Genomic DNA, 19,674 nt, shown 5'->3' on the forward strand with positions numbered 1-19,674 from the left:
CGAACGACGGAGGGCCGCCGCGGAGCACTGCTCCACGACGGCCCTCGTCCGAGCGGTCGGCGACCGCCCCTCGACCTCAGTCGGCGACCGGGATCCACACCCGCATCGTCGAGGGACCCCGCTCGGCCCAGTCGTAGTACGGAGTCAGCGAGACGGGCCAGTGCCCCTCCACCCGGCTGCTCGCCGAGGGCGAGGAGGAGTAGGGCCACGTGCCCTCCACCGGCGCGATCGAGATCAGCCGCACCTGCACGTCGCTGCCGACGGTGCGCGGCTCGACGCCCGTGTCCAAGCGCAGCGTCGAGACGTCGGCGGCGTGCAGCTGCTCGGGCACGTCGGTCGACTCCAGCGCGTAGACCAGGGGGCCCCGCTCGACCGCGACGCAGCCGCGCACGGCGTCGACCCGCGGGTCGGCCCGGACGAAGCGCGCGGGCAGGGCCAACTCGACGACGATCTCGTCGCCGCGTGCGAAGGTCGCGCCGAGCTCGAGGTAGCCATCGCGGAGCCGCTTCTCGAAGGTCTTGACCGAGCCGTCGGCGCGGCGGAGGGTCACCGGGGGCTCGGCGGCCCAGCCGGGCACGCGCAGGCTCAGCGTCCACGGCGCGGGTCCGCTCTCGAGCACGCGCACCGCGATCCGGCCGGTGTCCGGGTAGGCGGTCTCGACGGAGAGGTCGATCGCCTGGCCGCTCGCGAGCGTCGTGGTGATCCGCGACGACGCGAACTGGTGCAGCTGGATCCCGTGCGCGTCCTTCGTCGCCAGGTAGGCGGCGAGGCTCGCGAAGGTGCGCGCGACGTTGGTCGGGCAGCACGACACCTCGAACCACGGGGCGCGCAGCGACGAGGAGGCGCGCACGGACGCCTCGTAGGGGTCGGCCGGGGCACCGGGGCGGCGCTGGTGCAGGGTGTTCGCGTAGTAGAACGCCCGGCCGTCGCGCGACGGCGAGGTCGCGACCACGTTGAACAGCGTCCGCTCGATCAGGTCGGCGTACTCGGCGCTGCCGCGGGCCAGCAGCAGGCGCCAGCTGAACTGCACCGACGCGATGCCGGCGCAGGTCTCGGAGTAGGCGCGGTCCGGCGGCAGCTCGTGGTCGTCGCCGAAGGCCTCGTCCTGGTGGTGCGAGCCCTGCCCGCCGGTGATGTAGGTGCGGCGGGAGGCGGTGGCGTGCCACTGGCGGTCCAGAGCGTCCAGCAGCTCCTCGTCGCCGGTCTCGACGGCGAGGTCGACCGCGCCCGAGGCGAGGTAGTTGGCCCGCACCGCGTGGCCGCGCATGACGGTCGAGGAGCGGATCGGCTCGTCGTCCTGGTAGTACGAGCGGCCCCACTCGATGTCGGCGAGGACGCCGTGGCCGCGACGCTCGACGAACAGGCGCGCCAGCTCGAGGTAGCGGTCGTCGTCGGTCACGCGGGAGAGCTCGACGAGACCGGTCTCGACCTCGGCGTGGCCGCAGACCGACTCGATGCCTCCCTCGCCGAAGACGAGGCAGATCAGATCGGCGGCCCGACGGGCGATCGCCAGAAGTCCGTCGTCGGCGCCCGGACGGGTGCGCTCGCGCGCCACCGCCGCCTGGAAGAGGTGGCCCAGGCAGTAGAGCTCGTGGCCCCACTCCAGGTCCGACCAGCGAGGCTGCTGTCCCTCGCGGCCGAAGCGGGTGTTGAGGTAGCCGTCGCGCTCCTGCGCCGCGCCGATCCGGGCGACGAGCGCGCGGAAGCGGGCGTCCAGGGCGTCGGAGTCCGTGCGGCCGATCTCCCAGGCGAGCGCCTCGAGGTACTTGTAGACCTCCGAGTCCGCGAACTCGCGGCCCTTCCGGCGGCCGGCGAGGGTGCCGGCGGCGGCGAGGTCGAAGTTGGGCAGCCAGCCCTCGCGCTCGAGCCAGTACTCGATGTGGTCGAGGGTGGCGGAGCCGTTGACCCGCTGGCGGTCGGCCCAGAAGCCCGAGGTCAGCACGACCTCGTCCAGGCCCAGCGGAGTGAGGGCGCCGGCGGCGGGGACGGCCGGGGCGACGGTCCGGGCGAGGGCGTCGCGGTCGCGGGACGTAGGGGTGCGGGGGTGCGTGTCGATGGTCATGGTCATCCCTTGAAGGCGCCGGACATGAAGCCGCGGACGTAGTGGCGTTGCAGGAGCAGGAACAGGAGGATGCACGGCAGCGCGAGGACGACCACGCCGGCCTCGGTCGCGCCGTAGTCGACGACTCCCTGCACCTGGCCGCGGAGGTTCGAGATCGCGAGCGGCATGGTCATGCGGTCGGAGTCGGTGATGAGGATCAGCGGCGCCATGAAGTCGTTCCAGGCGGCGAGGAACGCGAAGAGTCCGACGGTGATCAGTCCCGGCTTCACGGCGGGCAGCAGCACCTTCCAGAGCACCGACCAGGTCGTGCAGCCGTCCATCTTCGCGGCCTCGTCGAGCTCGCGCGGCACGGCGTCGAAGCCGATCCGCATGAGGAACGTCGACAGCGGCAGCTGGAACATCGTCAGGACCAGGGCGACTCCGACGAGCGAGTTCGAGAGGCCGACGATGTTCAGCAGCACGTAGAGCGGGATCAGGAGCGTCGCGTACGGCACCATCAGGATCGCGAGGGTCGAGAGGAACAGCAGGTTCTTGCCCGGGAACTCGAAGCGCGAGAACGCGTAGCCGCCCAGCAGCGAGGTTCCCAGCGTCAGCACGACGGTGAGCCCCGAGACGAGCAGCGAGTTTCCGAGGTAGACCCAGATGCCGGCCTGGTAGTCGACCAGGGTGGCGTAGTTGCCCAGGCCCCAGCCCTCGGTCTGACCCGTGCCGGCGCGCGGGGCGACGGAGGAGATCGCGGTCCAGATCAGCGGGTAGAGGAAGATCACGGCGAGACCGCCCGTGAGGACCCAGAAGGGGGTCTGCACCGCGATGCCGGCGAGGCGGGAGCCGCGCGGTCGGCGGGCGGAGTGCGAGGGCGACGGCTCCGGGGCCGGTTCGGCCGCAGCGAAGCGCTCGAGGTCGGTGGAGAGGGTCATCAGTCGTCTTTCTTTCCGAAGGAGCGGATCTGCGCGATGTTCAGCACGACGAGCGCCAGGAGCACGATCACCGAGAGGGCTCCGGCGACGCCCAGATCGTTCTGGCCCTGGAAGGCGATGCTGTAGATGAGCTGCACGACCGTGATGGTGGAGTTGTCCGGCCCGCCCTTGGTGAGGATGTAGAACTGCTCGAACGCGAGCAGCGACCCCGTGACGCAGAGCACCGTGGTCAGGGCGAGGGTGGGCTTGAGCAGCGGCAGCGTCACTCCGGTGAACGTCTGCAGGCGCGAGGCGCCGTCGATGCGCGCGGCCTCGTAGACCTCCTCCGGGATCCCCTGGAGGCCGACCATCATCAGCAGCATGTAGAAGCCCGCGAAGCGCCAGACGATGAGGAAGATCGTCGACCAGAGCGCGCCGGTCGGGGTGCCGAGGAACGTGATGCCCCAGCTCTCCATCAGCCCCGCGAACGGCCCGGCGAGCGGGGAGTAGAGGACGTAGAAGAGGAGCGAGGCCGAGGCGAGGCCGAGGGCGGTCGGGATGAGGAACGCCGTGCGGAGGAAGGTCTTCCACCGGGTCGACTCCTGCACGATCAGCGCGAGGGCGAGGCTCAGGGCCAGCAGGATCACGGTCGTCAGGACCGTGTAGAGCAGCGTGAACCGGATGGACGCCCAGAAGAAGCGGTCCGTCACGGCGTCGCCGAAGTTGGTGGGGAAGTTGACGCCCCGGTTGCCCGCGAGCAGGGGCCAGTCCGAGACCGACATCTGCAGCACGAGCCCGAGCGGGACGAGGAAGAGCAGCGCGACGAACAGCGCTGTCGGGGCGGCGTACGCCCAGCCGAGGAGTCCGGGGGCGCGGCGGCGGACCCGGGTGCGGCCGACGTCGCTGGCGGTGGCTGTCATCGTGTGCTGACGCTTTCTGTGGGGCGCTCGGGCCGGAGCCGTGGACGGCGTCCGGCCCGAGCGGGTGGGTGGAGCGGCCTACTGGCCGAGGATCGACGTGATCGCGTCGTTGTCGGCGTCGACGGATTCGCCGTCACCGAGGACCGCGTCGCGCACGAGGGTCAGCCAGGGGCTGCTCGGTGCGTTGAAGGCCTGCTGGAAGCTGGTCGAGAACGGGGTGTCGCCCTCGGACGCGACCTCGTTGATCGTGACCAGGCGCGGGTCGAGCTCCGAGTACTGGTTGCTGGCGAGGTCCGAGCGCGAGACGACGTCGTTGTTCTTGGCGAGGACGCCGACCTGGGCGTCCTCCGACATCATCCAGTTGAGGAAGTTCCACGCCTGGGGCGACTTCTCGGAGTCCTTCGAGATGCCGATGCCGTCGCCGCCCACGAACGTGGAGCTGCCGCCGTCGGGGCCCGGGATGCCCGAGACGCCCGCCTCGAACGGGGTGGAGGAGAGCAGCGTGGCCGGGTAGAACTGCAGTCCGACCTTGCCCTCGGTGAAGCCGGCGGTCCAGGTCGGGCCCGCCTCGTCCTGCGAGGAGGGCAGCACCGCTCCGGAGTCCCAGAGGTCCTTCCAGGTGGAGTAGACCTCCTTGGCGGTGTCGCTGGCGAGGAGCGACTCGGTGCCGTCCTCGTTCATGACCTCGTCGCCGCCGGCCCAGATGGTCGGGAACCAGGTGAAGACCAGGCAGCCGCCGCAGTTGAGGCCGGTGGCGGTGCCGTAGGTGTCGGGCTTGTTCAGTGCCTGGATCGCCTTCGCGTCCTCGGCGAACTCGGCCAGCGTGGTCGGGCCCTGCTCGGGATCCAGTCCCGCCTCCTTGTAGAGCTCCTTGTTCCAGAACAGCATCGAGAGGTCCAGGACGAAGGGGAGCGCGTACTCCTTGTCGTCGTACGTGCCGGCGGCGAGGTGTCCCTCGTTGATGGAGTCCTTGAAGTCGAGGCCGTCGATGCTCGAGGTGAGGTCCTGGAACAGGCCCTGCTCGGTCCAGTTGGGCATGTAGACGATGTCGGCCGCGAACAGGTCGGGGAGTCCGTCGGAGCCGGCGGCGGCTCCGACCTTCGCGACGTAGTCGTCGTTGGGGACGACGGTCAGGTCGACCTGGTTCTCGTGGCTGGCGTTGTACGCCTCGACGAGAGCCTTGGCCTGCTTCTCGAGGGGGGCGCGGGTCCACAGGGTGAGGGTGGTGCCGTCGTCCGTCCCCTCGGTGCCGCCGGCGGCCGGGTCGGCGTCGCCGCCTCCGGACGAGGCCGAGCAGGCGGCCAGCGACAGGGCCATCGCTCCGGCGAGTGCTGCGGCGGCCAGGCGGCCGAACCGACGATGAGTGACGTTCATCTTTCTCCTCATTGCTCTTCTTTGAGCTGACCTGGTGGGGGATGGCGCCAGGTCTAGCGAAAACACCGAAATGCGTTTCGCTCAGTAAAGACGACGTGCTGCACCACCGTCAAGAGAGCCGACTGTTACCTTTGCGTAACGGAGGCGAAAAATGGCGCAATCACGATCCTCAGGGTCCAGGACCTCGACACTGAGCGACGTCGCGAAGCTCGCGGGAGTCTCGATGGCGACCGCGTCGAAGGCGATCAACGGCCGGAGCGTGGCCCCGGCCACCCGGGTGAAGGTCATGGAGGCCGCGCGCGAGCTCTCGTTCACGCCGAACGCCCTCGCCCGGAGCCTCGTCGAGGGCCGCACCGGCACCGTCGGCATCCTGACGAACGACCTCGAGGGCCGCTTCGTCATCCCGATCCTGATGGGCGCCGAGGACGCGTTCGGCGCCGGCGCCGTCAACGTCTTCCTCTGCGACGCCCGGGGCGACGCGATCCGCGAGCAGCACCACCTCGCGGCGCTGCTCAACCGCCGCGTCGACGGGATCCTCGTCGTCGGCAGCAGCACGAACCCCCGACCGTCGCTCGGGCACGACCTGCCGGTGCCGGTGGTCTACGTCTACGCGCCGTCCGAGGACCCGACCGACGTCTCCCTCGCCGCCGACAACTACCAGGGCGGTCGGCTCGCGACCGAGCACCTCCTGGGGCTGGGCCGTCGGCGGATCGCGCACCTGACCGGCGATCCGAGCTACCAGGCCGCCCAGGACCGCGCGCGGGGCGTCCGCGATGCGATGCGCGACGCCGATCTCGAGCTGGTGAGCGACGTCATGTTCTCGGAGTGGTCCGAGTCGTGGGGCCGCGACGGCACCGCCGTGCTGCTCGAGCGCCACGCCGACCTCGACGGCATCGTCTGCGGCTCCGACCAGATCGCCCGCGGCGCCCTCGACAGCGCCCGCGACCTCGGCCGGAAGGTGCCCGAGGACGTCGCCGTCGTCGGCTTCGACAACTGGCTGGTCCTCGCCACCAACGCCCGCCCTCAGCTCACGAGCATCGACGCCGACCTCCAGGAGCTGGGCCGCGCCGCCGCCCACCGCGTCTTCGAGGCGATCGGCGGATCGCCGGCCGCCGGCACGGAGTACCTGCCCACCCGTCTCGTGATCCGCGGCTCCACGATCCAGCGCCGCTGACCGCCTCCGCCCGCCGTCCTCCTACCAGCGGCTCCGGATGCGGGACAGCCCCCTCCCGCAGCTGGACGCGTGAGGTGGACTGGACGCGACGGCCCGAGACCCGGCCGGGGAGCAGCAGGAGACCATGCCCGATCAGTACACCTTCACGAACCCGGCGACGCAGTACCCGAACACCACGCCTCCCGTGCAGCACCAGGAGGAGCCCGGGCTGCAGTCGCGCCTCGACCCGCGGCCCGATCTGGGGGAGGACACGTACCGCGGCACGGGCCGGCTGACCGGCCGGCGCGCGCTCATCACGGGGGCGGACTCCGGGATCGGCGCGGCGGTCGCCATCGCCTTCGCCCGCGAGGGGGCCGACGTGGCGCTCGCCTACCTGCCTGAGGAGGAGGAGGACGCGCAGCTCGTGATCGAGCTGGTCCGCGCGGCCGGGCGCACGGCCCTCGCGCTCCCCGGGGACCTGCGCGACCAGCGGTACTGCACCGAGCTGGTCGAGCAGGCGGTCGAGGGGCTCGGCGGGCTCGACGCGGTGGTGAACGTCGCGGGCAAGCAGGTGTGGCAGCAGGACCTGCTGGAGCTCAGCGATGAGCAGTTCCTCGAGACGTTCCAGGTCAACGTGCTCGCGATGTTCCGCATCGTGAAGGCGGCGGTGCCGCACCTCGCGCCCGGATCCACGATCATCACGACCGCGTCGGCCGAGGCGCACACTCCCGCCCCCGACCGGCTCGACTACGCGATGACCAAGGGCGCGATCAACAACCTGTCGAAGGGGCTCGCGCAGCAGCTCGCGCCGAAGGGCATCCGCGTCAACGTCGTGGCGCCGGGGCCGACCTGGACGGTGCTGCAGGTCACGGACGGGGTCGACCCCGAGAGCCTGCCCGACTTCGGCTCGAGCGAGTCGCCGATGGGGCGGCCGGCCCAGCCGGCCGAGCTCGCGCCCGCCTACGTCTTCCTGGCATCGGCCGAGTCGAGCTTCGTCGCGGGCGAGACCCTCAACGTGAACGGCGGGATGCCGACGCCCTGACGCGCCGGCTTCTCCGCGATCCGTCACGATCGGCCGCTCCTGCGCCTCCGAGGCGGCGATTCGTGACGGATGGGCGGCGGGCGAGGGGTGGAGCGCCGTTCACGACCGAGGGGCGGCGTCGCGGGCGGGGCCGTCGGCTGATCCGTCACGGACGGCCGCCCCCGCGCTTCCGCGACGGCCGTTCGTGACGGATCAGCAGCGCGGGGACGACCGCCGGTAACGGAGGCGCGCCGCGCTCACACCGCACGCGCCAGCACCAGCACCGTCACGTCGTCGTCGTTCGCGCCGCCCTCGGCGCGTGCGCTGATCCGCGCCACCGCGTCGGCCGCGTCGGCCGACTGCGAGACGAGCGCGGCGACGTGCCGGAGCGACTCCACCCGCCCGTCGTACAGGTCGAGGATCCCGTCGCTGCAGCTGACCAGCGAGTCGCCCGGCAGCAGCACGAGCTCGGCGGTCGCCCAGGCGTCCTCGCCGATCCCGACCGGCAGGTTGTGCGAGGCCAGGCGGTCCCACGACCCGTCGGCGCGCACGTGCAGCGTCAGCCCGTGCCCCGCGTCGAGGTAGCGGACGACGCCCGTGGTCTCGTCCAGGCGCGCGTGGAACATCGTGGCGAAGGAGGCGGTGTCGCCCAGGTCCGAGGCGAGGCTCTCGGAGGCGCGCGACGCGGCCACCGCGAGGTCGTCGTGGTTGCGGGCGCTGCGCACGACCGCGCGGACGGTGGCGGCGATGATGCCGGCTCCGACGCCCTTGCCCATCACGTCGCCGACGGTGAAGGCCGCCCCGCCCTGGATGTCGTACCAGTCGAAGAAGTCGCCGCCGATCGCGCGCGAGGGCAGGCACACTCCGGCGAAGGCGTAGCCGTGCAGCTCGGCGCGCTCCTTGGGCAGCAGCGCCTGCTGCACGGCCGACGCCTGGGTCAGCTCGAGGTGCGTGAGCTTCTCGCGCGCGCTGATGTCGGCGACGCGCTCGCGCGCCATCCGGGACAGCTCGTTGACGACCAGGGCCGCGAGGCCGAAGGCGCCGGCCGAGAAGACGCCGCGCGCCAGCTCGTTGGGGTTCTCCTCGAGCGTCGACCCGAGGAGGAACGGGAGGACGAGACCTGCGACGACTCCGAGGCTCGCCAGGGCGATGTGCCGTCGGCCCGGCCCCGCCGCGACCCACACGGTGGGCAGCACGGCGAGGGAGGCGAAGATCGACGCGCTCTCGCCGGTCGCGAAGCGCAGCACGCCGACGGCCAGGAAGTCGATCGCGGGGATCACCAGCGCCACCCGGCCCAGCGCGTCCGTCCGCGGCATCACCGCGGCCAGCGCGGTCGCCGCGACCATCATCAGCACCGCCGCGACCAGCGCGGTCGCGCTCGTGACCACGAGGGTCGGCACCGACACGCTCAGCGCGACGGCGACCAGGAACAGCCCGAGGACCGGGAGCTGCTTGACCAGCGGGGTCTGCTCGTCGAACCCGTTCGCCGTCAGGGCGAGGGAGTCGACGGGCGGCAGCTCCCGGACGCGGCGGCGGGCGAGGACCGGTCTCACGGCGTCGGGGCGGGGCGGTGCTTCGCGATCGTCCAGACGTTGCGCCCGTGCTCCCGCTCGTGCTCGAACGTGTCGACCAGGGCCTGGATGAAGGGGATCCCGCGGCCGGACTCGGCGAACTCGTCCGGCATCTCGACCACCGTCTCGGTGTCGACGAGCGGCGGGTCGGCGGTGTCGACCAGCGTGGCCCGCAGGACGTGCTCATCCGCCACGAGGCTCAGCTCGCAGATGATCGTGGTCGTCGAGGAGGCGTGCTGGACCACGTTCGAGACGAGCTCGACGAGCGCGGTCTCGAACATCATCCGCTCCATCTCGTCGACGTCGGTGCGGTCCTGCCACAGCGTCTCGAGGGCCGAGTGCACGGTCTCGACACCGTCCGGAGGAGTCCGGAAGACGACGGAGCGCTCAGACACGGTAGGCGTCCTCGGCGCTGTCGAAGCTCGCCAGGACGCGGTCGAGGTTCGAGAGCCGGAGGACCATCGAGACCTGCGGGCTCGGGGAGGCGATGCGCAGGTCGCCGCCCGCCTGCCGGGCGCTCTTGAGGCAGCCGACGAGGGCGCCGAGTCCGGAGGAGTCCATGAACTCGATGCCGCTGAGGTCGACGACGACGCGGTTCTCGCCCTCCTCGATCACGCGCAGCACGAGGGTGCGCAGCTCGGGGGCCGAGACCATGTTGAGCTTGCCCTCGCCGCGGACGACGGCGATGTCGGGCTCGATCTTCTCGGTGGTGAACGTCATGCGGACTCCTTCTCGGGAACGGGGGACTCCTCGGGGGAGAAGCCCTGGTAGTGGACGGCCTGGAACAGGACGCTGAGGACGACCAGATCGTAGATCGCCCAGGCGATGTTGACACCGGTGCCGATCGGCTCGGCGCCGTTCACCACGAGGTGGAAGACGCCGACGACGATCGCGATCACGAGCAGCACCATGACCACGAGCTGCACCTTGATCAGTCTCCACGGTGTGCCGGTCGACTCCTGCCGCGTCTTCGGGGTCACGGCGAAGCCGAGCGGGATGCGCAGGATCACGTTGTTCACGGCGGTCCGGCACGCCTCGATCCAGACCGGGAACAGGGCGAGGCTGTACTGCTGGCCCCGCCACGTCGGTGTGCCCTTCGCCGAGACGAGGAACAGCAGCTGGTTCGCGATCATGAACGGGATGAACCGGACGAAGAAGTCGGCCGCGAGCGAGGACACCGGCAGGATCCCGAGGATCAGGAACACGATCGGCGCCGCGAAGTAGACGACGGCCGCGTAGCCGCTGAGGTAGCTCCACATCGTGGCGAAGTACATCAGCCGCTGCGGGATCGAGAGGGCCCGCTGCAGCAGCGGGTTCTCGCGGAGGAACACCTGCATCGTGCCCTGCGCCCAGCGCAGCCGCTGCACGAGCATGGTGCCGGCGTCCTCGGGGGCGAGGCCGTCGGCGAGCAGCTCGTGGTGGTAGACGGTCTTCCAGCCCAGGCCGTGCAGGCGCATGCAGGTCGCCATGTCCTCGGTGACCGAGATGGTCGCCAGCGGCATGATCGGCTGCGCCTCGTCGGGCCGGTCGACGGCGATGCCCTGCAGCACCGCCTGCACCGACTCGAGCGCGTTCAGCGGCGAGAGGTCGCGGTCGGCGAGCGACGAGACGATCTGCTCGATGTCGACGATCGTGTCGCCGTCGCCTCCGTCGGCCCGCGCGAGCGCCCGGATCTCGGCGAGGTCCTCCTCGAGTCCGGCGACGTCGGAGGCGACGAGGGAGTAGCTCGCCTGGTCGACGGCGCGGTGCAGGTCGTACGTGATCGAGCCGATCGGCGCTCCGGAGGCGAGCGCCGTGCGTGCGTGCGCGATGGCCGCCGACACGTCGTCGAGGGCGCGGGCGACCGCGGCGTCGCGGGCGGCGGGGTGCGAGCGGGCCTTGGCGACGGCGCGGGAGGCGGTGCGCAGCGCCCGCGCGATGCTCCGGTCGAGCTCGCGGATGTAGCCGGTGATGCCGAGCTGCATCAGCGCCTCGCGGCGCAGCATCGCGTTCGAGCCGCAGAAGAAGGCGGCGTTCCAGCCGTCCTTTCCCTGCTGGATCGGGCCGTAGAACAGCGGGGCCTGGCTGCCGAGCGGGTCGCCGGTGGCCACGTTCGAGAAGACCTGGGGGGTCTGCACGAGCGCCACCTCCGGGTCGCGGAAATAGCCGAGCGTGTGCTCGAGGATCTCGGGCCGCGGGATCTGGTCGGCGTCGAGGATCAGCAGGAACTCGCCGGTCGTCTGCTCGAGGGCGTTGTTGAGGTTGCCCGCCTTCGCGTGCCGCGGCATGTCCTTCCACGCCTGCGAGCGGGTGATGTAGCCGAGCCCGGCGCCCTCGGCGGCGGCGCGCATCTCGGGCCGGTCGCCGTCGTCGAGCACCCAGGTCGAGTGCGGGATCCGCGCGGCCTGCGCGGCGAGCGCGGTCTCCATCACGAGCTCGATCGGCTCGTTGTAGGTGGTGATGAAGATGTCGACGGTGGCCTCGGGGTCGGGCTCGGGCGGAGCCGGCCGGCCGCGCGCCCGCCACATCGTCATGCCGTAGAGGCAGACGTCGATCAGGCTGTAGGTCTCGGCCGCCACCAGCGGCACGGCGATCCACCAGGCGTCCCAGTTCAGCGAGGCGATCCAGCGCCAGGCGACGTAGTTGACGCCGAGCACGATCGTGAGCAGCACGATGATGCGCAGGAGCAGCATGCGCCCCGGCGAGACGAGCGTGCTCTCGGTGCCCGGCCCCGTCACTCCGCTCGTCGTCTTCTTCTCGTCCCGGTGGGCGCTCATCGCGGCACGATCCCGAACAGGAAGCGCGTCTTGACCATGACCCAGAGCAGAGCCAGGACGACGACGTAGGCGAGCGAGTCGATCACGATGCTCCCTCGATCGAGGAACGGGAGGTTGGCGACGATCAGCACGAAGAGCACGTGCATCACGAAGACGTAGAGGGTGGCCTGGCCCAGCGGGATGAGGAACCAGCCCAGGACCCGGTGGATCGGCTTCCAGAGCACGCTGAGGAGCGCGTACCCGGTGATCGTCACGAGCAGCACGTTCAGCACGCGGCCCGGGTCGAGCGTGGTCCGCTCGAACGCGACGGAGTAGATCGACGAGAACGTGTTCGCCGGCACGAGGTCCAGCCGCAGGTCGTAGGCGCTCGAGAGGTACGGGTTGTTCCACGAGAACAGCGCGAGCGCGACCGTGGCGATCACCGAGACGGCGAGCACGATCCGCCCGGCGCGGGTGGCGAACCAGCCCAGGATCTCGCGCCGGTGGAAGCCGGCGACCATGCCCGTGACGAACAGCGCCTGCCAGGTGAGCAGCGGGAACGAGTCCTCGAACTGCGAGGGCAGCAGACGCAGGCCCAGCAGCATCTGCAGCACGTAGACGCCCCAGCTCACGGCGAGCACGAGGATCCAGCGGCGCCGCGAGAGCGCCCACAGGATCAGCGGCGCGAGCGCGAGCATCACGACGTAGAGGCCGAGGACGTTGACCTGCCACGGTCCGATGCGCAGGAGCGCGAGGTCCACGATCACCGTCGGATCGACGGGGTAGCGGACGAGCCCGTCGAAGCCGGAGTACAGGTCGTAGACGCGGCCCGTGGCCTCGCTGCCCGCGGCTCCGGTGCCCTGGTCGACGTAGGTCGTCGCCGGCACGGCGTTCAGGAACGGCACGAGGCTGACGAACCCGACGATCAGGGTGACCGCGATCGCCGTGACGTAGAGCTTCCAGGCGCGCGCGCCGGTGCGCAGCGTCACCTCGCCGATGCCGCCGCCGATGATCTTGGGGCGGTGCACGAGTCCGAGGACCGCGCCCGAGAGCAGCACGAACAGCTCCGCTCCCGAGACCATGCCGATCGCCTCCTGCGTCGCGTTCTGGAAGACCGAGACGAGGGCGAGGTGGTTGATCACGACGAAGACGATCGCGCCGCCGCGGAGGAGGTCGATCCGCAGATCGCGCGAGGGCGGCCCGACGTAGGCGAGCCGGCTCGTGCGGCCCCGGAGCAGTCCCCAGACCGTCAGTGCGACGGCCGCGAGCAGGACGGCGGCCACGACGATCCACGCGGCGGCGCCGCCGATGGTGCCGCCGCCCGTGCTCACCGGCCCGGCCGTGCCGTAGGGCGCGTAGAGCGGACCGAAGACGAGCTCGCTGCCGGCGGCGTCGGCGCGGAACGCCGACGCCGTCTCCTCGCTGGTCGAGATGCTCCAGTCGATGACGACCTCGCCGACGACGGCGCGGGCCGACGACGAGTCGCGCCAGAGCACGACGTCCAGCAGCGGGTGCTCCTGCTCGGAGGCGGCCGTGAGGACCTGGCGCCACCACTCCTGCTTGATCTCGAGAGCACCGGGCCCGCCCGCGCCGGGGCTGAAGAACGCCGCCGTCTCGAGCATCATCGGGGTGCCGGTCGAGGTTGCGAAGCGCTCGTAGAAGTCGAGGTCGCCGCCGCCGTCGAGCGCCGTGTCGAGGGCGCCGGCGCGAGGAACCTCGTTCAGCGGCTGCCCGCCTCCGCTGGGGTCGTGGTAGGCCGAGAGGCCCACCCAGTCGACGTACTCGTCGCCCGGGTAGTAGGGGCCGTAGGGGTCGTCGCCGGCTGCGAGCCGGCCGTCGCCGTCGGTGTCGAGCGCCGAGTCGGCGCCGTCCGGCTCCGCCGTGAAGGGGTAGGCGCCGCCCGCGACCGGGGACCACACCACGACGGCGCCGGGCAGGTCGGCCCGCACCGCTTCCGAGAAGAGCCGGAACGCGTCGATGTAGGCGTCCGGATCCTGGCCCCACTGCACCCAGTCCGCGTTCATGTCCGGCGCGAAGCGCAGGTAGAGCGGCAGCGCGTCGTCCTGGCGGGCGCGGGCGAGAGCGTCGACCGTCTCGGCGGCGTCGGACTCGTCGAACCCGACGAGGTCACCGGAGGGGCGCAGCGTGATCGCGGCCAGCGCGCCCTCGCCCTCCGCCTGCCGCAGGAACTGGGCCAGGTACGTCGTCTCGTCGTCCGAGACCGGCAGCGTGGCCGAGTGCTCGAGCACGGCGGAGGAGGCGCCGAGGCGCTCGCTCTGCTGCGCGGCGCTGTCGATGCTCCAGTCGAGGCTCGCTCCGAAGTAGGCGCCGGAGTCGGGGACCAGCACGTCCGCGGACGGCGCGCTCTCGGCGGCGGCCGCGACGGGCGCGCCGAGGAGCGCGAGCGCGAGGGCCGACGCCGCCAGGAGGAGGACGCGTGCTCGGTGCGGTTCTCCGCGCCTCACGTGCGGGTCACCACCAGGACCGTGATGTCGTCGAGGGCCTTCTCCGAGGCGGCGAGGGCGCGGATCGCGTCGAAGAACTCCTGCGTGCTGCCGCACGAGCGGGCGAGCGCGGTCGCCTCGGCGAGCGACTCGAGGGTGCCGTCGTAGAGGTCGAGCAGGCCGTCGGTGAACGAGAGGAGGGAGTCGCCGGGCGCGAGTTCGAGGGTCTGGTCGGCCCAGCCGCCCTCGGCGGCGATGCCGAGCGGCAGCCCGAGCGACGCGAGGCGCTGGAACGAGCCGTCCGGGCGCAGGAGCACCGACAGCCCGTGGCCGGCGTCGACGAAGTCGAGGCGCCCCGTCGCGGTCTCGAGCCGCGCGTGGAACAGGGTGGCGAACGTGCCGGTCACCGCGAAGTCGTCGAGCAGCTGCTCGTTGACGGCCGCCACGGCGACGCTCGGCGTGGATCCGGAGCGGGCGTGGAACGCCGAGCGGACCCCCGCCCCCACGATCGCCGCGGCCGCTCCCTTGCCCATCACATCGGCGAGGGTGAGGTCGATGCTCTCGTCGTCGCCGCGCCAGCTGTAGAAGTCGCCCGCGAGCCCGTGCAGCGGGATGGACAGGCCGGCGAGCTCGTAGCCCGCCGGGTGCGTCTCGTCGGCGGGGCTGAGGCGCATCTGGACGTCGGCAGCGCGGTCCCGCTCGACCCGGTCGCGGAGCTCCCGCTCGACCCAGTCGCCCAGCTCGTCGAGCAGCGCCTGCTGATCGGCCGAGAGGTCGCGCGGGACGAAGTCGAGGAGGCAGAGGGTGCCGACCGCGAGGTCGGCCTCCACCATCAGCGGGCGGCCCGCGTAGAAGCGCACGTGCGGGGCGCCCGCGACGTTCTCGTGCTGCGCGAACTCGCCGTCGGTCCCGAGATCCGGGATGACGAGCATCCGCTGCTCGCGGAGCGTCGCGTCGCAGAAGGTGCCGGCCCGCGGATACTCGAGCGGCCAGCCGGGCAGCTGCGGCGACTTCGTGAAGAGGGTGGTCTCGTCGAGGAAGTGGATCTCGGCCACCGCCACGCCGAAGAGGTCCTTCGCCATCCGGGTGATCCGGTCGAAGCGCTCCTCGGGGGGCGTGCCCATGATGTCCAGCTCGTCCAGAGCTGCGAGCCTCGGATCCGGTACTCGGTCTCCCAGCATGGCGTGACTCCTCCGGTCGACGGTCCCGAGCGCGGGCGATCGGCACCGCCCCAGCGGTGCACCCACGACTCTGCACGGAGGTTCGGCGCCGGTGCGCGGATAGATGGGAATCGTCACAGAAACACCCACTGACGGGGGGGTCGGGGGCGACGTCGTCCTCTGCTGGTCGCGGCGTATCGAGACCCATGTGTCCCGGGCGGTGGTGGATCTCGATACGGCCGCTGCGCGCCCTACTCGATCAGCAGGGAGGGAGTCCTGCGGCCCTACTCGATCAGCAGGGAGCGGGCCCCTGCAGGGCTCCGCGATCAGCGCGGAGGGACGCCCCCCCTTGCTGGTCGAGTAGCCCCGTAGGGGCGTATCGAGACCCGTGTGTCCCGGGCGGTGGTGGATCTCGATACGGCCGCTGCGCGCCCTACTCGATCAGCAGGGCTCCCTCACTCCGCCCGCGGCCACTCGCTCGTCAGGTACGCCTCGATGGCCCGGTGCCGGAACCGGTACAGCGTTCCGCGGTCGATGATCCCGCGCACGGTGTCGAGGCGCTGCGCGGTGGTCCCCGCCTCGGTCGGCTTCGAGAGGCCGATCGCCCGGGCGATGCGGGTGAGGGTGCGGTCGCCCGCGGGCATCGACGCCATCGCCTCGAGGAACGCGAGTTCGCGCGGAGGCAGCCGCCCGAGGATGCGCTCGACGTGCGCCGCAGCCTCCCTCTGCGCTCCGCGCCACCCCGCGAGCACCTGCTGCCGGGTGATCGTCGTGCCGGTCCCGGCGTACCAGGCGCTCTCGCCCGCGAGCTGGAACAGGAACGGCTCGCCGCGGCACAGCTCCACGACCGCCGCGACCGCGTCGCTCTCCATGCGGATGCGGGTCGACCCGCCCCGCTCGTCCGGAACGTCCCAGCCGGGCAGCACGAAATCCTGGAGCGCCGCGACGATGTCGTCGTCGTCGATCGCCGTGAGCACGGTCGTCTTGAACCGTCGCGCGAACGTCGCGCCCTTCTGAGCACCGGCCCGGTCCTCGAAGTCGGGGAGGCCCGTCAGGTAGACCGCCAGCGGCAGGAAGCGGGTCACCCGGACTCCTCCGGGCAACTCGACGGGCACCTCGTGCGTGATCGCGTCGCCGAGGGCGATCAGGAGCTGCGAGAGGGCGCTCTCGTCGACGATGTTCTGCACCTCGTCGAGGTGGATGAGCGCGACCACGTCCTGCGCGATCGCCGCGCGGCCCACTTCGACGAGCAGCTCGGTGAGAGCGGTGTGGGGCTCGGGGCCCTCCTTCCCGCGGAGGGTGAGCGAGATCCCGGACGCGGCGACGGCCTGCACCCGTTCGAGGACGCCGGCGAGCCGCTTCTCGCGCGCCGTCGCGAGCCCGGCGGCGTCCGCCAGCACCAGCAGTGCGCCGGCCAGGAGCTTCAGTGGATCGGCGCCCGAGGGGATGCGCAGCTGCGGGGTCACCCAGTCGCCTCCCGCCGCCGCATCCTGCGCGATGCGCCGCACGAGTGACGACTTGCCCAGTCCCGGCTCGCCGAGGATCGTGCGGCCCCGCTCCGGCAGCCCGCGATGCAGGCGCGGACGGAGGATGTCGCGCCAGTCGCTCAGCTGGGCCGTGCGTCCCGCCCAGATCTCGGGAACAGTGTCGGAGCCGGGGTTGAAGGGATTGTCGACGGCATCGCGCATGCTGATAACATTACCAAATCGCATGGTCTTGATAAGGTTACCGCGGGTGGTCGAGCGGTTCGCATCTGCTCGGGTGGCGGCGGACCTCGACTCGGCCGCTGCGCGTCCTACTCGGTCAGCGGCAGCAGCGGCGCGCTCGCTGATCGAGCAGCCCCGCAGGGGCGTCTCGAGACCCGCCGCGCCAGACGCTCACCGCCCCGGCGGCGGCCCCGTCGTCGCGCGCTGCACCAGCTGCGTCGGCAGCCGCACGTGCAGCGAGCGCGGCGTCTCGCCCGCCATCAGCGCCGTCAGCATCTCGGCGGCCGTCGAGCCGAGCGTCTGCATCGGCTGCCGGACGGTCGTCAGCGGCGGATCCAGGCGCGACGCCTCCGGGACGTCGTCGAAGCCGACGACCGACAGGTCGCGCGGCACGTCGAGCCCGATCCGCGCCGCGATCTCGATGATCGCGATGGCCGACACGTCGTTCGCGGCGAACACGGCGGTGGGCCGGTCCGGGAGCGACAGCAGCGCCGAGGCGGGCCGGCGCGCGGTGTCGTGCTGGTACAGGCCCACGTGCACGAGCCGCTCGTCGAACCCGATGCCCGCCTCCGACAGTGCCGCGCGGTAGCCGGCCTCGCGCAGGCGCGCCGAGCGGAGGTCCGGGCGGCCGGCCACGAAGCCGATCCGCCGGTGCCCGAGCTCGACGAGGTGCCGCGTCGCCTGCAGCGCGCCTCCGTAGCTGTCGGACTCGACCGTGGGCAGGTCGGCCCGGCCGGTGTGCGGGTCGATGGCGACGAGCGGGATGTCCGACGCCGCGGTGAGGACCGTCGGAGTGACCATGATCGCGCCGTCGATCAGGGTGCCGCTCAGGCGGCTCAGCGAGCGCCGCTCCCAGCCCTCGCCCTCGCCCTGGTGCGAGCCGCTGTAGGCGAGCAGGTCGAAGCGCGAGCCGCGGAGCTCGGCGCCCACGCCCTTGAGGATCTCGGCGCTGAACGGCTCGAAATCGGCGACCAGCACGCCGATCACCCCCGTGCGCCGCGAGCGCATGCTGCTCGCGACGAGGCTCGACTCGTAGCCCAGCTCGCGCACCACGTCGAGCACGCGAGTGGCCGTCGCGGCGGCGATGCCGTACCGGCCGTTGACCGCCTTCGAAACCGTCGCGACCGAGACTCCGGCCGCAGCGGCGACGTCGTGGATGGTCGGACGGTGACTCACAGGACCGACCGTAACCCGCGCCGACGCCGTGTGGAAAATGATTTCGAAAACGTTTGACGGTCCTGCGGAGCAGTACGGAGACTGACCTCGCCCACCGCTGACGCGGCGGGTGCACCTCGGCGCCGCTCTCCCTGGCGGCGCCCACTCGATGAAGAGAACAGGTCGAACGATGAAGTTCAGAAAGATCGCAGTGGCCACCGTCGCCCTGCTCGGCGCGGCCGCGGCACTGAGCGGATGCTCCTCCCAGGACTCCGGCTCCTCCGACGGCACCGTCTCCATGACCCTCTGGCAGAACTCCACCACGGGCCCCGGCCAGGAGTTCTGGGACAAGACGGTCGCCGACTTCGAGGCCGCGAACCCCGGAGTCACCATCACCCCGCAGGCCATCCAGAACGAGGACCTGGACGGCAAGCTGCAGACCGCGCTCAACTCCGGCGACGCGCCGGACATCTTCCTCCAGCGCGGCGGCGGCAAGATGGCGGCCATGGTCGCCGGCGGCCAGCTGATGGACCTGACGGACAAGATCTCGGACGAGGCCAAGAGCGAGATCACCGAGGGCTCCTTCGGAGCCAACACCCTCGACGACAAGGTCTGGGCGATGCCGGTCGCGGTGCTCCCCGGCGGCGTCTTCTACAGCCAGGACCTCTTCAGCGCGGCGGGCATCAGCACCCCGCCGTCGACGCTCGAGGAGCTCGACTCGGCCGTGACCGCCCTGAAGGGCAGCGGCACCCAGGCGATCGCGCTCGGCGGCAAGGACGCCTGGCCCGCCGCGCACTGGTACTACTTCTTCGCGCTGCGCGAGTGCAGCGCCGACACCATGGCCGAGGCGGCCGACTCGAAGGACTTCTCGGACGAGTGCTGGGTCAAGGCAGGCGAGGACCTCCAGACCTTCTCCGAGACCGAGCCGTTCAACGAGGGCTTCCTCACCACCGCCGCCCAGCAGGGCGCCGGCAGCTCGGCGGGCCTGCTCGCCAACCACCAGGCCGCCATGGAGCTCATGGGCGCCTGGAACCCCGGAGTCATCGCCTCGCTCACCCCGGACGAGCAGCCTCTGCCCGACCTGGGCTGGTTCCCCTTCCCCGAGGTGGACGGCGGAGCGGGCGAGCCCGGCTCGATCATGGGCGGCGTCGACGGCTACTCCTGCTCGGTCGACGCTCCCGCCGAGTGCGTGGACTTCCTGAACTACCTGGCCACCGCCGACGTGCAGAAGGAGTACTACGCCGCCTTCAACGCCCCGCCGGTCAACCAGGTCGCCCAGGAGGCCGTCACCGAGCCCTACCTCCAGGACATCCTGAAGGCCTACAACTCGGCGCCCTACGTGTCGCAGTGGCTCGACACCGTCTACGGCCTCAACGTCGGCAACGCGCTGAACGTCGGAGTCGTCGACCTGCTCGCCGGCAAGAGCGACCCGGAGCAGCTGGTCGAGGCCGTCAACGCCGCTGCGAAGAAGGCGTAA

General features: G+C 71.5%; 15 protein-coding genes. 3 read left to right on the forward strand and 12 right to left on the reverse strand.

Annotated elements, in window-relative coordinates; genetic code table 11:
* Positions 1-76 precede the first annotated feature (76 nt).
* The 4 genes from ASF46_RS00720 to ASF46_RS00735 all read right to left on the reverse strand — a co-directional run bounded on the left by ASF46_RS00720 (position 77) and on the right by ASF46_RS00735 (position 5,252).
* A complete protein-coding gene (locus ASF46_RS00720) occupies positions 77-2,062 on the reverse strand; it encodes a glycoside hydrolase family 127 protein (protein WP_056866008.1) in 1,986 nt (661 codons plus the stop codon).
* A 2-nt stretch (positions 2,063-2,064) separates the two neighbouring features.
* Complete coding sequence (locus ASF46_RS00725) at positions 2,065-2,979, reverse strand: carbohydrate ABC transporter permease (RefSeq protein WP_082485094.1); 915 nt, start codon at positions 2,977-2,979, stop codon at positions 2,065-2,067.
* Complete coding sequence (locus tag ASF46_RS00730) at positions 2,979-3,878, reverse strand: carbohydrate ABC transporter permease (protein WP_056866009.1); 900 nt, start codon at positions 3,876-3,878, stop codon at positions 2,979-2,981. The genes ASF46_RS00725 and ASF46_RS00730 overlap by 1 nt, the downstream gene beginning before the upstream one ends.
* A gap of 78 nt (positions 3,879-3,956) precedes the next feature.
* Entirely contained in the window at positions 3,957-5,252 is a 1,296-nt protein-coding gene (locus tag ASF46_RS00735) for an ABC transporter substrate-binding protein (protein ID WP_056866010.1), read from the reverse strand.
* A 151-nt stretch (positions 5,253-5,403) separates the two neighbouring features.
* Between ASF46_RS00735 and ASF46_RS00740 the strand changes: the two genes are divergently transcribed.
* Positions 5,404-6,426 carry a LacI family DNA-binding transcriptional regulator gene (locus ASF46_RS00740; protein ID WP_056866011.1) on the forward strand — a complete coding sequence of 341 codons (1,023 nt, stop codon included), beginning with the start codon at positions 5,404-5,406 and terminating at the stop codon, positions 6,424-6,426.
* 124 nt (positions 6,427-6,550) lie between these two features.
* On the forward strand, positions 6,551-7,447 hold the full coding sequence (locus ASF46_RS00745) for an SDR family oxidoreductase (protein WP_056866012.1): 897 nt from the start codon (positions 6,551-6,553) through the stop codon (positions 7,445-7,447).
* 236 nt (positions 7,448-7,683) lie between these two features.
* Here ASF46_RS00745 and ASF46_RS00750 read toward each other — a convergent pair whose 3' ends face one another.
* From ASF46_RS00750 to ASF46_RS00785, 8 genes are all read right to left on the reverse strand, one after another.
* Entirely contained in the window at positions 7,684-8,979 is a 1,296-nt protein-coding gene (locus ASF46_RS00750; RefSeq protein ID WP_056866013.1) for a PP2C family protein-serine/threonine phosphatase, read from the reverse strand.
* Positions 8,976-9,392, reverse strand: a complete 417-nt coding sequence (locus ASF46_RS00755) for an ATP-binding protein (protein WP_056866014.1) — start codon at positions 9,390-9,392, stop codon at positions 8,976-8,978. The genes ASF46_RS00750 and ASF46_RS00755 overlap by 4 nt, the downstream gene beginning before the upstream one ends.
* A complete protein-coding gene (locus tag ASF46_RS00760) occupies positions 9,385-9,717 on the reverse strand; it encodes an STAS domain-containing protein (RefSeq protein ID WP_055785281.1) in 333 nt (110 codons plus the stop codon). Before ASF46_RS00760 ends, ASF46_RS00755 begins: the two co-directional genes overlap by 8 nt.
* Positions 9,714-11,669: a glycosyltransferase family 2 protein gene (locus ASF46_RS00765; RefSeq protein ID WP_056867376.1), complete on the reverse strand. Its 1,956-nt coding sequence runs from the start codon at positions 11,667-11,669 to the stop codon at positions 9,714-9,716. Before ASF46_RS00765 ends, ASF46_RS00760 begins: the two co-directional genes overlap by 4 nt.
* 80 nt (positions 11,670-11,749) lie before the next feature.
* The gene (gene opgC, locus ASF46_RS00770; RefSeq protein ID WP_056866015.1) at positions 11,750-14,197 is read right to left on the reverse strand and encodes an OpgC domain-containing protein; all 2,448 of its coding nucleotides are present in this window, start codon (positions 14,195-14,197) and stop codon (positions 11,750-11,752) included.
* On the reverse strand, positions 14,194-15,357 hold the full coding sequence (locus ASF46_RS00775; protein ID WP_056866016.1) for a PP2C family protein-serine/threonine phosphatase: 1,164 nt from the start codon (positions 15,355-15,357) through the stop codon (positions 14,194-14,196). Before ASF46_RS00775 ends, opgC begins: the two co-directional genes overlap by 4 nt.
* A gap of 434 nt (positions 15,358-15,791) precedes the next feature.
* Entirely contained in the window at positions 15,792-17,024 is a 1,233-nt protein-coding gene (locus ASF46_RS00780) for an AAA family ATPase (protein WP_056866017.1), read from the reverse strand.
* Positions 17,025-17,213: 189 nt separating this feature from the next.
* On the reverse strand, positions 17,214-18,218 hold the full coding sequence (locus tag ASF46_RS00785) for a LacI family DNA-binding transcriptional regulator (protein WP_056866018.1): 1,005 nt from the start codon (positions 18,216-18,218) through the stop codon (positions 17,214-17,216).
* A 169-nt stretch (positions 18,219-18,387) separates the two neighbouring features.
* Here ASF46_RS00785 and ASF46_RS00790 point away from each other — a divergent pair, with 169 nt between their 5' ends.
* Entirely contained in the window at positions 18,388-19,674 is a 1,287-nt protein-coding gene (locus tag ASF46_RS00790; protein WP_056866019.1) for an extracellular solute-binding protein, read from the forward strand.

Source organism: Rathayibacter sp. Leaf296 (assembly GCF_001423045.1).
Lineage (GTDB): Bacteria > Actinomycetota > Actinomycetes > Actinomycetales > Microbacteriaceae > Rathayibacter > Rathayibacter caricis.

What these genes read in the sequence shown, in the direction of transcription:
- ASF46_RS00790 (WP_056866019.1), top strand. Translation starts at nt 18,388, where the DNA reads ATGAAGTTCAGAAAGATCGCAGTGGCCACCGTCGCCCTGCTCGGCGCG.
- ASF46_RS00730 (WP_056866009.1), bottom strand. Translation starts at nt 3,878, where the DNA reads ATGACAGCCACCGCCAGCGACGTCGGCCGCACCCGGGTCCGCCGCCGC.
- ASF46_RS00765 (WP_056867376.1), bottom strand. Translation starts at nt 11,669, where the DNA reads ATGCTGCTCCTGCGCATCATCGTGCTGCTCACGATCGTGCTCGGCGTC.
- ASF46_RS00780 (WP_056866017.1), bottom strand. Translation starts at nt 17,024, where the DNA reads ATGCGCGATGCCGTCGACAATCCCTTCAACCCCGGCTCCGACACTGTT.
- ASF46_RS00735 (WP_056866010.1), bottom strand. Translation starts at nt 5,252, where the DNA reads ATGAACGTCACTCATCGTCGGTTCGGCCGCCTGGCCGCCGCAGCACTC.
- ASF46_RS00725 (WP_082485094.1), bottom strand. Translation starts at nt 2,979, where the DNA reads ATGACCCTCTCCACCGACCTCGAGCGCTTCGCTGCGGCCGAACCGGCC.
- ASF46_RS00775 (WP_056866016.1), bottom strand. Translation starts at nt 15,357, where the DNA reads ATGCTGGGAGACCGAGTACCGGATCCGAGGCTCGCAGCTCTGGACGAG.
- ASF46_RS00745 (WP_056866012.1), top strand. Translation starts at nt 6,551, where the DNA reads ATGCCCGATCAGTACACCTTCACGAACCCGGCGACGCAGTACCCGAAC.
- ASF46_RS00740 (WP_056866011.1), top strand. Translation starts at nt 5,404, where the DNA reads ATGGCGCAATCACGATCCTCAGGGTCCAGGACCTCGACACTGAGCGAC.
- ASF46_RS00720 (WP_056866008.1), bottom strand. Translation starts at nt 2,062, where the DNA reads ATGACCATCGACACGCACCCCCGCACCCCTACGTCCCGCGACCGCGAC.
- ASF46_RS00760 (WP_055785281.1), bottom strand. Translation starts at nt 9,717, where the DNA reads ATGACGTTCACCACCGAGAAGATCGAGCCCGACATCGCCGTCGTCCGC.